The following is a 13,204-nucleotide window of genomic DNA, read 5'->3' as shown; positions in this document are numbered from 1 at the left end:
TGTTCACGACTACTTCAAGATGGGCCCTAACGTCCGGCCGATAGTGGCAGAGAGGCTGCGACCAGCCGACGCGTAGGTTGCCATCAGGTCAATTGGCCCGTCGCTTCGCGTGTGCATCAAGCCCCACTGATCCAAGACCGCGACTGATTCCCCCTGTCGGCTCAGCACCCAGAAGCCATACGCCGCATCCCCGAGGACAGCAGTCCTACCTACCGCTATCCTCTGTTTTTCGGCCGTTGGATAGCCTGAGAAAACGGTTTCAGCTGGTCCACTACCATGGCCAGATGTATCGACATAGGCAGACCAGGCATTCCAATCTGTCTTGGCGTTGACCATTTGGAGCAGAACACTGGCAAGAATTCGGTAAGTCAACGAGTGAGGCTCCGTAGGGAGCGACTTTTCGGGAGACTTCAATCCCGCCCCACGCTCAATACGCTCGACGATGGACATTGGTGAGCTAGAGAAAACTTCTTCCCAGTCAATCCCGCGAAAAGCTGCATTCTTCATGACATTTAATCGACCGCCCTCTGCTCGGTTGAGAGAAAGTGCTACTTCCTCGCGGGCAAGGTCCAGTACCCCGAGGGCGTCTGCCTGCCCGCCACCCGGGTGCCAATGCAGAATTCGAAGATGTGCGTGACGCCGCACAAGTTCACTCGCTATCCACCACGACTGAGCAACGAGGAACCGTTTCTGAAATTCCATAGGACTCTTTTCCTGTTCTTCTTGGCCCAAAGAGTCGCCTCGGGCATGCTTCGAGTCGTCCATCTATATGAAATCAAAATTGCCGGGTTCTACAGTGGCAGGACAGGCGCTACCTATCGTGTCGCGCTCATCTGCTGCACTGCCGTGAGCGCCCACAGAGGCCATGCAGGTCGAAGAGTCACACTGGAGGGCGTCGCCGCAACCACCGTCACGGGCCAGAAGCCTGCCGGTGTGGGTCTGTAACATGGGCTTCCTAGCTGAGGCCGGCGGATTCAACCCTGGGGGCCCAGATACGAGCCGCGCCGTGCTCATCCATCCTGCCGACGGTGAACCGGACAACTTGGGATGTAAATCGTCGGTCCTGGCAGCTAGGTTTCGCTGCATGAGAGATCTCAGAAATGGACCGCTATGGTCCCGCGTCTTGGCCATGCGTGAGGCCGGCGTACCGATGAATACCGCGGCAGAATTGCTCCGCGTCACGCTTGACGAGCTGCGTGCCGCAGGCGCGGTGTGGGCGGCAGTCGAAGTGGAGCCACCGGTAGTGGCCGACGACGGTACAACGACGTGCCCGCGTTGCAGCCACGAAGCCTGGCCGGTTGCCTACGGCATGTGGATACCTTCCTACGACGGTCCGGAGCCCAAGGTAATTAGGGCTGGCTGCGTCATCGAGCCGGGCAACGCAGATTGGCAGTGCACGGATGAAAACTGCGGATACACATGGTGTGTTTGGGCGCCTTACCCAGAAGACTGAATGCCCGCTCAGGGGTAAAGCAAGCGTGCGAAGACTCAATTTGAGTAGAAATCGTCACAGGCGGGTGTGATCATTTTCGGTAGGGGTCCTGTGCTGAGGGGAAGGCGCAGAACCGGCTGGCACTACACACCGGAAATGGGAACAGAGGGCATTCGCAAGCTTGCGGCAGCAGGTGTCCATCGGCCGGGGTAGTCATTGAGTTGGGGGGGCCATGGCTGGCAAGCCACGAGAGGTGAACAACTACTTCGATACTCGGCAGCGACTTGATTCGGCGGTAGGGGCAATCGAGCGAATTACAGCCAAAATAAGTCCTGCGGTTGAGAACGTAACCAAAATAGAGCGACACTACGCCACTATCGCGGCCGGTTATGAGAGGTGCCTGAAGCAGTTACGGGCTGCAGATGCCACTGATCCCCGTGTCCTAGGACTTATCGAAACCGGAGAGAAGATGTTCCGGATTGCTGAACGGACTCGGGACTATTGGCGGGAACGGCACCAACGGGAAGAAGACCGCCGAGACAAGCTCCAAGGTGTGCGAAACGAGCTGGTTCATGCACGAAACCGTCTCGACGTTGCTCAGAAGCTCGCGGATGGCCATGCCCACCTGGCGTCACTCGCAGCACTGGGCGACCCTCCTCCGACGATCCGCAATACAGAACTCCCTGAGTTCCGGGAGGCCCTAAGGCTGGCGCGCGAGGCCGAGGCTCTCGCCGAATTGAAGGAGTGGCGGTGAAGAAGGCCAGCAGCAGCGCGCCAGATTCAATCGCGACTGCAACCGTAAAGGTCCCAGTAGCTGAGGGAGGGTGCGGAGGCTGTCTGCTCGGATTCGCTGTGCTGATTGCACTCCTATGGTTATTTGTCGCGCTGGTAACCGGAAGTGGCGTCGACGTCTCGTTGTTTGTGTTCATCCTTGTGCTGTTTTCATGGGTGCCTCTCCGCCTTGCAGCGCGACGTAAGTCGATTCGCCGGATCGAAGAGGCGGTAAATAATGCCCTCGCTCAGGACTTGCAGTCGCACTTGCGAATCACGCGGAAAGAGTCACACCGGCTGCATAGCCTCGCAGGCACGGAGATCCAGGAAGGCAACCAGACCTATAAGTTCGTGCCGGAGCAACCGAAACCGGGAATCACAGGCAGTCAGCCCTCCTCCAGCAGTCATGCCGTCACCATCACCGTCATGCACGGCGACCTTGGCTTGTCGGCGTACGAGGATATGGTCAAGGCAGTGCTGAGATCGCCGTAACTGCCCACTGATTCGCTCACAAAGCATCGATGCCAAGATTGTCAGCGAAGCGCTGTGCCCGACCGTTGATGGCTGGCTTGTCGGTCTCGTTGGGTGCGATGCGCAGGACGAGGTTGCCGGCTTTACGGCCGGTGTCGGCGAAGCGGTGGGCTTCGACGATGTCGTCCAGAGCGTAGGTCCTGTCGATGACTGCGCGGTACTGGCCGGATTCTGCGAGGTAGACGAGGTGTTTGAGGTCATCGGCGGTGTACTTGCTGGTGACGACGACTCGCTTGCCTGCTTTCCGCGTGCGGCTCGGTGCCTGCAGTATTGCATTGAGGTCGGCGATCACCAGAAGCAGTGAACCGCCGGAATTGAGCGATGCCTCGACACGCTCGAAGGGTGCGTTGCCGACACAGTCCATGATGACGTCGTAGGTCTTGCCTTCAGCGGCGAAGTCGGTCTGGGCGTAGTCGATGACCCGGTCGGTGCCGAGCGAGGCGACGAGTTCAGCGTTGGCTGCGCTGCTGACGCCGGTGACGTGGGCCCCGAGTTGTTTGGCGAGCTGCACCGCAGCCGTTCCTACAGCGCCGGAAGCGCCGTTGATGAGCACGGTATCCCCCGGTTTGACGTCGGCTCGGTTCAGGAAGCTGCGCGCGGTGAGTCCACCGAAAACGAGCGTCACGGCGTCTTGAAATCCCAGGTTGCGGGGTTTTGCGGTGATGACACCGTCCTCGGGCAGGGACACGTACTCCGCATGGCCGCCAAACTTCGCGCCGAGCATTCCGACGACGTTGTCGCCGGGGTGGAATTTGGTGACCTCCGAACCTACGGTGGCCACGACGCCTGCGAAGTCCATGCCAAGGATCTGGTTGCGCGGCCGAAAGAGACCGAGGCCTTTCGCGGCCAACAACCCGAGGCCTTTGGGAACGTTGCGGCTTCTGGAACGGTAATCAGCCGCGCTCACCGTGCTCGCATGGACTTTGACCAGCACATCGCGTGGACCGGGCGAGGGCTGCGGCACCTCTTCCACGCTGACGACCTCCGGAGCACCGAACTTCCGGTACACCGCCGCCCTCATCGGGGAAGCAACAGCCGGGAGTGCAGTGGACTTTCCGGGCGTGCGCCGCGGGGGCGTCGACCGGCGGGCGCGCCGGCGGATGAAGTACTCGGCGACCGCGAGGTTGAGCAGCCAGGCCGCGCCGAGGAGGGCCGCCCGGCTCAGTTCGTTGGTCGGGCCGACCAGCACGAACCACGGGATGCTCACCAGCGCCTGGGTTCCGGCGGCGATGCCGATGGCGTAACCGCGGGCCATCCAGGCGCCGTGGCTCGCAAAGTCCCGGCGCCGGATCGCGAGGACGCCCAGGACGATGCTCGCCGCCATTGCCGTGCCGAAGACCAGCCGAAGGACCAGCAGGATGACGCCGTCGTCGGGCGGGAGATCGTAGAAGACCGCCATCCAGAGGCCCGAAAGAGCCGAGAGCAGTCCGGCCGGGATAAGAATGACCCCGGCGAGGCGGTGCCAGTTGCGGCGGCCGCGCTTGCCGCGACGCAGCGACGGCACAAACTGGAAGGCCCCGAGCAGGCTGTAGACGATGACGGCGGGGATGTGGATCAGCACCGGGACCGGCGAGTCGAAGAAGCGCTCGTTGGCCGGAGTAACCGCGGCGCCGCTGGCGAGCTCGGCCAGCCGCAGCGACCCGAAGATCACCGGGATGATGCTGATGAAAATCAGGCCGGCGGGCACCAGCCAACCGGTGCGGGAGCTTTTGGCTGCCGTCGTGGCGCCAGCGATTTCTGAGATCATGACTGATCCTTGAGTCATTGGTATACGGCGTACACCTTTGTGCTTTCAAAATTAGGTGTACGACGTACACTTGTCAAGGGAAAGTTTCGTCGTGATGAAGATGGCCCGGCGGACGGAAGCGGTACGTCGCGCACCGCTGAACAGGGGGGTGCTGAGCGCCGCCGTCGTGCTTGCGGATGGAGCCGCGGATCAAGAAGACGCCCATCGTCCTGGACGACATGGACTCAGCGATCAGAGTTCCGGGCCGGCGGGTTCTCGGTCGATCTCACGCACCACCTGATGCACGCACTGGGGAGCCGGATGCCGGGCTTCAGCCAGCAGTTGCTCGACGACTCGCAAGCGTCCCTGCAGACGTACCGCCGGGATGCTGCAGATGAAGGGATGAACCTCAGCCAGTCGCGGATGGGCGACGGGCCGCTGGCTCAGCGCATTTTGGCAGCGTGCACGAAGTCGCGGATCAGGCCGATGTCCTTGACGCCGCGGCTGGATTCCACCCCGCTGGAGACGTCGACGCCGTGAGGTCGGAGCGCTGCAATCAGCGCGCCGACGTTGGTCGGGGTCAGCCCTCCGGCCAGCAGCCAGAATCCGCGCGGCGGTTGCGCCTGGATGGCGCTCGGATCGAAGGTGACCCCGGCGCCGGGCTTAACGGCGTCGAGCAGGATCCGCCCGGTCCCCCAACCGGCTTTTTCATCTTCCGGGAGTGCACTGTAGGCATCGGCGGAGAAGGCGCGGAGGGTGCGGAACCCGGCGTCCTCCAGCAGGCGGAGGTCGCTGAGCGGTTCGTCACCGTGCAACTGGACGGTGCTCACCGCGGCAGCACGGGCGGTCTCGATGACCTCACCGATGGGCTGATTGCGGAACACGCCGACCGTTTCAATCTTCGCCGGCACGGCGCTGCCGAGCGAGCGGGCCAATTCGGCGCTGACGGTGCGCGGGCCGCCCGGCGCGAAGACAAATCCGATGGCGTCCGCGCCGGCGTCGACCGCGGCCGCTACCGTTACGGGGGTCCGCAGTCCGCAGATCTTGACGTAGGTTTCAGCCATTATTCCTGCCCCTCTATGTCGTGCGTGTACGTATGCATCTGCTCGCCGTCGGGACCGAAAATGCTGAGGATTTCGACGCGTTTGCCGTCGGCGGATCCCATGCTGTGCGGCACGCGGGTGTCGAACTCGGCGGCCTCACCCGGTTCCAGTACCAGGTCCTTCTCCCCCAGCTTCAGCCGCAGCCGGCCGGAGAGTACGTAGAGCCAGTCGTAGCCGTCGTGCGTTCGCTGCGCCGGCATGGTCTTGCGCGCGGGGTAGGTCATTTTGAACGTGCGGGTCGGCGAACCGGGCGGGGACAGGCGGACAATCTGCACGCCGTGGTGCATGGACCGCGTGGGCTTGATCCGCGGATCCGGCACCTCGGCCGGAATCAGATCATCAATGGTGATCCGCAACTCGCGGGTGAGCGGCAGCAGGATCTCCAGGCTGGCCTGTCGCTTCCCGCTCTCCAGCCGCGAGAGCGTGGACACGGACATCCCGGTGCGGGTGGCCAAGTCCTCCAGCGTGCGGTCCTGCTTCATCCTTGCGGCACGCAGCCGCGGACCGATCTGTTCCAGCACCGAGTCCTTCATGACCCCCCCCTCGACTTGCTGTTTCTGCAAAGATACTTGCAATACTAACATTGGCTCCCGCACCCTTGGACCATGGAAAACAACGAATGGGATGTCATCATCATCGGCGGCGGCGCTGCCGGGCTGAGCGCGGCCCTGATGCTGGGCCGGGCGCTGCGGCGGGTCCTGGTGCTCGACGGCGGCACCCCGCGCGACCGCTTCGCCACCCACATGCATGGGGTGCTGGGCAACGAGGGCGCCGACCCGCTGGAATTCCTCAGCCGGGCCCGCGCCGAGGTGGCAGGATACGGCGTCGAGGTGCGCACCGCCGTCGTCAAGCAGGTCAGCGAGACCGCCACAGGACTCGAATTGGAGACGGACGACGCCGGCCGGCTCACCGCCCGCCGCTTGATCGCCGCCTCCGGCGTGCGGGACGATCTGCCGGCGATTCCGGGGTTGGCCCAGCGCTGGGGCCGGGACGTATTGCACTGCCCGTATTGCCATGGCTGGGAGGTCCGCGGGAAGCGGCTGGCTGTGCTGGCCACCTCCCCGATGGGCATCCACCAGGCGCAGCTGATCCGGCAGTGGAGCCGGGACGTGGTCTTCTTCACCGCTCTGGCCGGACCGGTGGACAGCGACGTTGCCGCCCAGCTCGCGGCGCGGAACGTCGTCAGCGATCCGAGGCCGGTGACGGAGTTGGCGGTCAGCGACGATGTGCTGACCGGCGTCCGGGTCGAGGGCGGCGAGGTGGTGGACGTGGACGCGGTGTTCACCGCCGCCACGCTGGTTCCGCAGGACGGCTACCTCGCCGGTTTGGAGCTGGAGCGCGAAGTCTCGGTCTTCGGCAGCTTCCTCAAGGTCGATCCGACCGGACGCACCAGCCATCCCCGGATCTGGGCGGCAGGAAACATCACCGCGCCGGGCGCCAATGTGTCGATCAGCATCGCCGCCGGTGCCATGGCCGGAGCGATGATCAACGCGGATCTGGTGACCGAGGACTTCGCGCTGGCCGCCGCGTCCGCAGAAAGCTTCCCCGCCGACTCCGCCGCAGCTGCTGGGGCGACTTCCTCCGCAGCCGGCGCAGTGACTTTTGCCGCAGCGGTCGAAGGGAGGGCATGATGACCGGCCACTCCTCCCCCGAACAAGCGACAGACGCGCGCATCTTCTGGGATGCCCGCTACGGCGAGCACGCCAGGATCTGGAGCGGAGCAGTCAATCAGGTCCTGGCGGACACGGCCCCCGGACTCGCGCCGGGACGCGCTCTGGATCTGGGCTGCGGCGAGGGCGGCGACTCGGTGTGGCTGGCCGAACGCGGCTGGCAGGTCACCGGAGTGGACGTTTCGGCCACCGCGCTGGAACGCGCCCACGCACTCTCCGAGTCCCGCGGCCTGGGAGCGGAACAGATCAGCTGGCAGCAGATCGATCTGGCGGCTGACTTCCCGGCCGGCGAATTCGAGCTGGTCTCCGCCTGCTTCCTGGCCTCCCCCATCCAGCTTCCCCGCGCGGACATCCTGCAGCGGGCGGCCGCGGCCGTCGCCCCGAGCGGAACCCTGCTGGTGGTATCCCACGCCGGTGCTCCGCCGTGGGCCGGAGACTCGGGCGGCCATAAGCACTTCTTCCCCACCCCGGAAGACGAGCTCGCAGCACTGGAGTTGGAGGACGACGCATGGGATATCCGCTGCGCCGAAGTCAGGAGCCGCGAGGCGGCGGGACCGGACGGCGAACGGGGCCTGCTGGAGGACACGGTGGTGATTGCCCGCCGCCGATGAGGCCCGGGCGGTGTGTCCGCAGCCGCGCGGCTAGGTCTGGCCCGGCGCAGAATCAGCGGCGCAGCTAGCGCGGAGACCAGGCGAAGGGTGGCCTTGAGGCGGCAGGGCCTGCCGCAACCCCAAGGGAAGGATGGTCATGGAACCCGAGGAATTCGACCTGCTGGTGGTCGGCGGCGGCAAGGCGGGCAAGTCCCTGGCGATGGACCTGGCCAAGTCGGGACAGCGCGTGGCGATGGTCGAGCGGGCCATGATCGGCGGCACCTGCATCAACGTGGCGTGCATCCCCACCAAGACCATCATCCACTCGGGCCGGGTGCTGGAGACGGTGCGCCGGGCGGCGGAGTTCGGGGTGGCCGGCGCGGAGAACCCGCGGATGGACATCAACCTGCTGCGCCACCGCAAGGAAGACGTGGTGGACACCATGGTGGCCGGCCAGAAGAAGCTGTTCACGGGCTCCGGCATGGACTTCATTCTGGGCGAGGCCAAGTTCGTGGCGCCGAAAACGGTGGAAGTTTCGCTGAATGACGGCGGCACCCGCGTGCTGCGCGGCACCGACGTCGTGATTAATCTGGGCACCGAGCCGGTTTTGCCCAACATCGAGGGGCTGGCCGAATCCAACGTGCAGACCAGCAACACGCTGCTGCACTTGGAGCAGCTGCCCAAGAGCATGGTGATTCTGGGCGGCGGCTACATTGGCTGCGAATTCGCCGACCTGCTGAACACCATCGGCGTGCGGGTCACGGTGGTGCAGCGGCCCGGGCGACTGCTGCCGCGCGAGGACGCTGACGTGGCCGAGGCGGTGGCGAAGGACTTCACCGACGCGGGCATCACGTTGAAGCTGGGGGCGTCCGCAGAGAAGATCCAGCGCGCCGACGATGGCACGGTCACGGTGAGCCTGTCCACCGGGGAGACGGTCAGTGCCGAGGACGTGTTGGTGGCGCTCGGGCGGCGGCCGATGACGGACGGAATCGGGCTGGAGGACGTTGGCGTGGTGCTTTCGGAACGAGGCATGATCCAGGTGGACGACCGGCTGCACACGTCGGCCCACGGCGTCTGGGCCGCGGGCGACGCAGCGGGATCACCGCAGTTCACGCACGCGTCCTATGACGACTACCGCATCCTCAAGGCAAACTTGGCCGCTGCCCGCGGTGAGGGACGGCCGCGGTCCACCGTGGAACGGCTTATCCCCTACACCGTCTTCACGACGCCGGAGCTTGGCCGGGTCGGGCTGACCGAGCGGCAGGCCCGCGACGCCGGCCACGACGTGCGGATCGCGCGGATGCCGGTGAGCGCGATCCCGCGCGCCCGGGCCGTCGGACTGTTGGCCGGCGAGTGGAAGGCTGTGCTGGACCGCGCGACCGGAAAGATTCTGGGCGCTGCGCTCAGAGGTGTGGACGCCAGCGAGGCGATCGCCGTGCTGCAGATGGCGATGATCGGCGGGCTGGACTACACCGCCGTGCGCGATGCGATCATCACCCACCCGACCGTGGCCGAGGGGTTGAATCTGCTGTTCACGCCGGCGTGGATGGAGGACTAGGCGTAGGGGGGAGCGCCTAGTCCTCCGGATCAGTGAGCGTCGATCACCGTTGGCCCAATGCCTCACGGATTTCGAGCTCTTGGGCGATGGCGTAGTACTGGACGATGGCGTCGCGGACTGGATGCTTGCGGTCAAGCTGCCGGAAGCACCGGCTGCTGAACATCAGGAGCTCGTCGATAGACAGTACGGACAAATCCGATGGGAAGACCGTTTGTTCCGAAGTCAGAATCATGGTGCTCATGCCGTCACCTCCACGTCGCGATGACCGCGGTGCAGGGGGAGGCATTCGTGAGACTGTGGCTTTGCGGGTACGTGCAGCTGGTTTTTCAAGGGACTTCTCGTTCCATACGACTGTTCCGTGGCCAACTGCTTAGCCACGTTTCACGCTACAGCAACACTCCTCGTTGTCAACGCGAAGCTTGAGAAGCAGCTCCGGTCACCGGTCGAAATGTGTCCCCTCCGAGGCTGGATCGGCCGACGCCACCAAGCCAGCCGCCAGGTCGCGCAGTTTGATGTTGCGGCTGCTGGAGGCGGACCGGAGCAGGTCGAACGCTTCTTCCTGGCTGCAGCGGTTCTGGCCCATCATGATGCCAATGGCCAGGGCGACCGTTGTCCTGGAATCCAGCGCCGCCTCGAGGTTAGCTTCAGCGTCGCGGTGGCGGGCCAAGCGGATGGCCAGGGACAGCGCTCTGGACGCTTGGCGGGCGTATTGTTTGGCAGACTCGATGGCTTCCTCGTCGAACCTGTGGGATTCGTTCGAGTACAGGTTGAGGGCTGCGGAATCGCCGGAATCGATGGGAATCGGGACGCCTAGGATGGACCGGACGCCCTCATCGATGACGCGCGGCCGGTACTCCGGCCACCGGGCGTCTTCGTGCACGTCTGCCACGTGCACCAGTTCTCCCTCCCGCCCCGCCCTCAGGCAGGGACCGTCGTCGTAGTCGTACTGGATCTCGTCCACGCGCTGGGCACGGTCGCTGCTGCTGGCCACTGTGGCGGCCTTCTTGTGGCGCAGCAGCGTGATGCCGCAGAGGAGTTCCTCGTCCGGGTGCGAAAGGTTGTGGGCGGCCAGGCGCAACAAGGCATGGAGGAAAACCTCGATGTCAGTGTTGTCGACTGCCGCGTCGTGGAGAAATTCCTCCACCGTCAATTGAGAAGCCTCTTGATTTTCGCCCGGCATGGCGCTTTCCCTTTCCCCGTTCTGCTTGACGCTAATTTAACCCAAGTCGGGCGGCCCGCGCATCATTGTTCCGCCGTAATCCGCAACACGCTCCGGATCAAAGGCAGCCGAACGGATGCCCGCCGATGCCAGTAGCGCTAGTGTTTGTCGGATACCCGCCAAGCCAAGCAGGAGGAGGAGCATGCGCGCCTATCTCCTGCTGATGCTGGTGGTGGTCTTTTATGCCGGCAACATCCTGACCGGCAAAGCGCTCAGCGACCTGCCGCCGCTGACCATCGCATTCGGCCGGATCGCCGTCGCTTTCCTGGTGCTCATTCCCATCGGCTGCCGCAGCGCGTGGAGTTCGCGGGCCCTCTTTATCCGTCATTGGAAGCCGCTGTTGCTGATGACCGTGACCGGCATCGCGGGATTCAATACCTTGATCTACTCAGCGCTGCAGTTCACCTCGGCCACGAACGTTTCGGTCCTGGAGGCGTCCATTCCCGCAGTTACCGTGCTGCTGGGTTTCTGGTTGCTGCGCGAGCGGCTGCGGCCGCTGCAGTGGGCCGGTGTGCTGCTCTCGCTGTGCGGGGCGCTGTGGGTGGTGACCAACGGCCAACTGCTGCGCCTGGCTGAAATGTCCTGGAATGTGGGCGACGCGATCATGGTGGTGGGGGCGCTGTCCTGGGCGGTGTACTCCATTGCGGTGCGGCGGTACCTCAGGCTGTTCCCGGCCCACGGAGCCGTCTTGGTGATGACCGGTTTGTCCGTTGTGTTCATGCTGCCGCTGCTGCTTGCCGAGTGGGCTTTGGTGGGAATTCCCCAGATCAGCGGCGGGCAGTGGTCGGGCCTGCTGTACCTGGGTATTTTCCCATCGGTGATTGCCCTGCTCCTCTACAACCGGGCCGTGGCCACGCTCGGCGCCTCCCAAGCGTCCGTGTTCCTGAATTTCGTGCCGGTATTCACCATGCTCGGCGCCTACGTGCTGCTGGACGAGGCGATCAGCCTGATGCAGGTTCTGGGCGCCGTGGCGGTGATCCTGGGCGTTTTCTTCACCACCCGGAGCAAGCGGGCGCCCGTCCGCTTCGAAGAACGGTCCGTGGTGGCCGCGGACGAGTGATAACGATTCAGCATTCCGGCGGCTTTTGGTCGGGTCCGGGCTCCGACACCCGTACGATTAGTAAGGGTGCTGTCAAAGTGGCGGCCCGGGAGCCGCCACCCGCGGCCAGAAAGCAGGAGACGTTGGCGCCTCATCTCGATCGATCCGGCATGCTGCTAGACGGGCGGTACCTGCTGATGAACCTGGTCGGAACCGGAGCGAACGCCAAAGTGTACCGGGCGGAAGATCAGGTTCTGGGCCGGGAAGTGGCCGTCAAGGTCATTCAGCGCCCCTCGATGAACGAGGAGGAGTTCCACCGCGACGACGCGGAGATCAAGCTCCTGGCCCGACTCAACCACGGCAACCTGGTAACCCTCCTGGACGCGGGCATCGACCGGATCGAAGCCGGGCATCCGCAGATCTACCTGGTCATGGAAATGATCGAAGGCGCAGACCTGAAGGCTCGCGTGGCGCAGGGTCCCATGCCGCCGCGGCATGTTGCCCAAATCGGCCATGATCTGGCCGAGGGCTTGGCCTACATCCACAACAACTCCGTGGTCCACCGGGACGTTAAGCCCGGGAACATCATGCTGTTTAATTACGACGACGGCGGGTCGCGCCTGCGCGCCAAACTCGCCGACTTCGGCGTCGCCGTCGTGATCTCAGAAGATGCCCATGTCCCTGGCATCTATGGCACTGCCGGCTACCTGAGCCCGGAGCAGGCCAAGGGCGAACCCATCGGGCCGGCCAGCGACATCTATTCGCTGGGTCTGGTGCTGCTGGAATGCCTGACCGGCGAGCCCGCGTTCTCCGGGCCGCCGCTGGAGTCTGCCGTCGCGCGGCTCCTGCGCGATCCGGCGATCCCGGCCAGCCTGGGGCCGGAGTGGGTGCAACTGCTGACCGCGATGACCGCGCGGCAGCCAGAGGAACGGCCTACCGGGCGGGACGTGGCACTGGCGCTGGCGGACACGATGATGTCATTCCGCGGACGCCGCAGAGTGGACGCCTCGGTCATTCCCGTCGATGAGCCGTTGCGCATGGAAGAAGTCAAGCGCTACGACATCCTGGACACCCCGCCGGATGGCAGCTTCGACCGCATCACGGCGCTGGCGTCCCGGCTGTTCGCGACCCCTATCGCCATTGTCAGCGTGGTGGACCATGACCGGATTTGGTTCAAGTCGCACCACGGGCTGGATGTCGAGCAGATCGACCGGGAGCCCGGGCTCTGCGCGTCGGCCATCCTGCAGAACGGGCCGTGGATCATCAACAACGCGCCCGCGGATCCCCGGGCGATGACCAACTCGCTGGTGGCCAGCGACTTCGGGCTGAAGTTCTACGCCGGCGTCCCGTTGAAGACCCGGGACGGCTACAACTTGGGCACACTGTGCGTCCTGGACTTCGAGCCGCGCGATTTCAGCGCCGAGGACACGCAGACGCTGGAGGACCTGGCCGCCGTGGTGATGGACAGCCTCGAACTGCGGCTGGAAAGCCGCCGGCAGTTGTCGGAAGAGCCGATGGCCGTCTAGTCACCCCGTGGGCCGGTTGCTACACTTGCTACACGTCCC

Annotated in this window: 13 protein-coding genes; 6 read left to right on the top strand and 7 right to left on the bottom strand. The window is 64.6% G+C overall.

The window, feature by feature from the left end; genetic code table 11:
- Positions 1–9: 9 nt before the first annotated feature.
- Both ACWF5H_RS09335 and ACWF5H_RS09330 read right to left on the bottom strand, forming a co-directional pair.
- Positions 10–702, bottom strand: coding sequence for a TY-Chap2 family putative peptide chaperone (locus tag ACWF5H_RS09335; RefSeq protein ID WP_452036379.1), 693 nt, complete (start codon positions 700–702; stop codon positions 10–12).
- A 1,172-nt stretch (positions 703–1,874) separates the two neighbouring features.
- A complete protein-coding gene (locus ACWF5H_RS09330; RefSeq protein WP_452036377.1) occupies positions 1,875–2,006 on the bottom strand; it encodes a hypothetical protein in 132 nt (43 codons plus the stop codon).
- A 278-nt stretch (positions 2,007–2,284) separates the two neighbouring features.
- Between ACWF5H_RS09330 and ACWF5H_RS09325 the strand changes: the two genes are divergently transcribed.
- The gene (locus tag ACWF5H_RS09325; RefSeq protein ID WP_452036375.1) at positions 2,285–2,695 is read left to right on the top strand and encodes a hypothetical protein; all 411 of its coding nucleotides are present in this window, start codon (positions 2,285–2,287) and stop codon (positions 2,693–2,695) included.
- Between the two features lie 16 nt (positions 2,696–2,711).
- Here ACWF5H_RS09325 and ACWF5H_RS09320 read toward each other — a convergent pair whose 3' ends face one another.
- The 3 genes from ACWF5H_RS09320 to ACWF5H_RS09310 form a co-directional block, all read right to left on the bottom strand.
- Entirely contained in the window at positions 2,712–4,481 is a 1,770-nt protein-coding gene (locus tag ACWF5H_RS09320; protein ID WP_452036373.1) for a DUF2306 domain-containing protein, read from the bottom strand.
- 422 nt (positions 4,482–4,903) lie between these two features.
- Complete coding sequence (locus tag ACWF5H_RS09315) at positions 4,904–5,524, bottom strand: phosphoribosylanthranilate isomerase (RefSeq protein WP_452036371.1); 621 nt, start codon at positions 5,522–5,524, stop codon at positions 4,904–4,906.
- Entirely contained in the window at positions 5,524–6,096 is a 573-nt protein-coding gene (locus tag ACWF5H_RS09310) for a helix-turn-helix domain-containing protein (protein ID WP_452036370.1), read from the bottom strand. The genes ACWF5H_RS09315 and ACWF5H_RS09310 overlap by 1 nt, the downstream gene beginning before the upstream one ends.
- Before the next feature lie 72 nt (positions 6,097–6,168).
- On the opposite strand from ACWF5H_RS09310, the gene ACWF5H_RS09305 reads away from it, so the two are divergent.
- The 3 genes from ACWF5H_RS09305 (at position 6,169) to ACWF5H_RS09295 (ending at position 9,381) form a co-directional block, all read left to right on the top strand.
- Positions 6,169–7,194, top strand: coding sequence for an NAD(P)/FAD-dependent oxidoreductase (locus tag ACWF5H_RS09305; RefSeq protein WP_452036369.1), 1,026 nt, complete (start codon positions 6,169–6,171; stop codon positions 7,192–7,194).
- On the top strand, positions 7,191–7,844 hold the full coding sequence (locus ACWF5H_RS09300) for a class I SAM-dependent methyltransferase (RefSeq protein ID WP_452036368.1): 654 nt from the start codon (positions 7,191–7,193) through the stop codon (positions 7,842–7,844). Before ACWF5H_RS09305 ends, ACWF5H_RS09300 begins: the two co-directional genes overlap by 4 nt.
- A 136-nt stretch (positions 7,845–7,980) precedes the next feature.
- Positions 7,981–9,381 (top strand): dihydrolipoyl dehydrogenase family protein, encoded by a 1,401-nt coding sequence (locus ACWF5H_RS09295; RefSeq protein ID WP_452036367.1) that lies wholly within the window; start codon positions 7,981–7,983, stop codon positions 9,379–9,381.
- Positions 9,382–9,424: 43 nt separating this feature from the next.
- On the opposite strand, the gene ACWF5H_RS09290 is transcribed toward ACWF5H_RS09295, so the two are convergent.
- Together ACWF5H_RS09290 and ACWF5H_RS09285 are read right to left on the bottom strand one after the other, a co-directional pair.
- Positions 9,425–9,622: a hypothetical protein gene (locus ACWF5H_RS09290; protein ID WP_452036366.1), complete on the bottom strand. Its 198-nt coding sequence runs from the start codon at positions 9,620–9,622 to the stop codon at positions 9,425–9,427.
- A 195-nt stretch (positions 9,623–9,817) separates the two neighbouring features.
- On the bottom strand, positions 9,818–10,525 hold the full coding sequence (locus tag ACWF5H_RS09285) for an ANTAR domain-containing protein (protein WP_452036721.1): 708 nt from the start codon (positions 10,523–10,525) through the stop codon (positions 9,818–9,820).
- Positions 10,526–10,742: 217 nt separating this feature from the next.
- On the opposite strand from ACWF5H_RS09285, the gene ACWF5H_RS09280 reads away from it, so the two are divergent.
- On the top strand, positions 10,743–11,660 hold the full coding sequence (locus tag ACWF5H_RS09280; RefSeq protein ID WP_452036365.1) for a DMT family transporter: 918 nt from the start codon (positions 10,743–10,745) through the stop codon (positions 11,658–11,660).
- Between the two features lie 149 nt (positions 11,661–11,809).
- Positions 11,810–13,165: a GAF domain-containing serine/threonine-protein kinase gene (locus ACWF5H_RS09275; RefSeq protein ID WP_452036364.1), complete on the top strand. Its 1,356-nt coding sequence runs from the start codon at positions 11,810–11,812 to the stop codon at positions 13,163–13,165.
- Positions 13,166–13,204 lie beyond the last annotated feature (39 nt).

Source organism: Arthrobacter sp. NPDC055138, from assembly GCF_053607305.1.
This window is presented reverse-complemented; position numbering and strand designations above follow the sequence as displayed.

Coding starts and splice junctions, on each gene's coding strand:
- ACWF5H_RS09335 (WP_452036379.1), bottom strand. CDS start 702: ATGGAATTTCAGAAACGGTTCCTCGTTGCTCAGTCGTGGTGGATAGCG.
- ACWF5H_RS09330 (WP_452036377.1), bottom strand. CDS start 2,006: ATGAACCAGCTCGTTTCGCACACCTTGGAGCTTGTCTCGGCGGTCTTC.
- ACWF5H_RS09320 (WP_452036373.1), bottom strand. CDS start 4,481: ATGATCTCAGAAATCGCTGGCGCCACGACGGCAGCCAAAAGCTCCCGC.
- ACWF5H_RS09315 (WP_452036371.1), bottom strand. CDS start 5,524: ATGGCTGAAACCTACGTCAAGATCTGCGGACTGCGGACCCCCGTAACG.
- ACWF5H_RS09310 (WP_452036370.1), bottom strand. CDS start 6,096: ATGAAGGACTCGGTGCTGGAACAGATCGGTCCGCGGCTGCGTGCCGCA.
- ACWF5H_RS09305 (WP_452036369.1), top strand. CDS start 6,169: ATGGAAAACAACGAATGGGATGTCATCATCATCGGCGGCGGCGCTGCC.
- ACWF5H_RS09300 (WP_452036368.1), top strand. CDS start 7,191: ATGATGACCGGCCACTCCTCCCCCGAACAAGCGACAGACGCGCGCATC.
- ACWF5H_RS09295 (WP_452036367.1), top strand. CDS start 7,981: ATGGAACCCGAGGAATTCGACCTGCTGGTGGTCGGCGGCGGCAAGGCG.
- ACWF5H_RS09290 (WP_452036366.1), bottom strand. CDS start 9,622: ATGAGCACCATGATTCTGACTTCGGAACAAACGGTCTTCCCATCGGAT.
- ACWF5H_RS09280 (WP_452036365.1), top strand. CDS start 10,743: ATGCGCGCCTATCTCCTGCTGATGCTGGTGGTGGTCTTTTATGCCGGC.
- ACWF5H_RS09275 (WP_452036364.1), top strand. CDS start 11,810: ATGCTGCTAGACGGGCGGTACCTGCTGATGAACCTGGTCGGAACCGGA.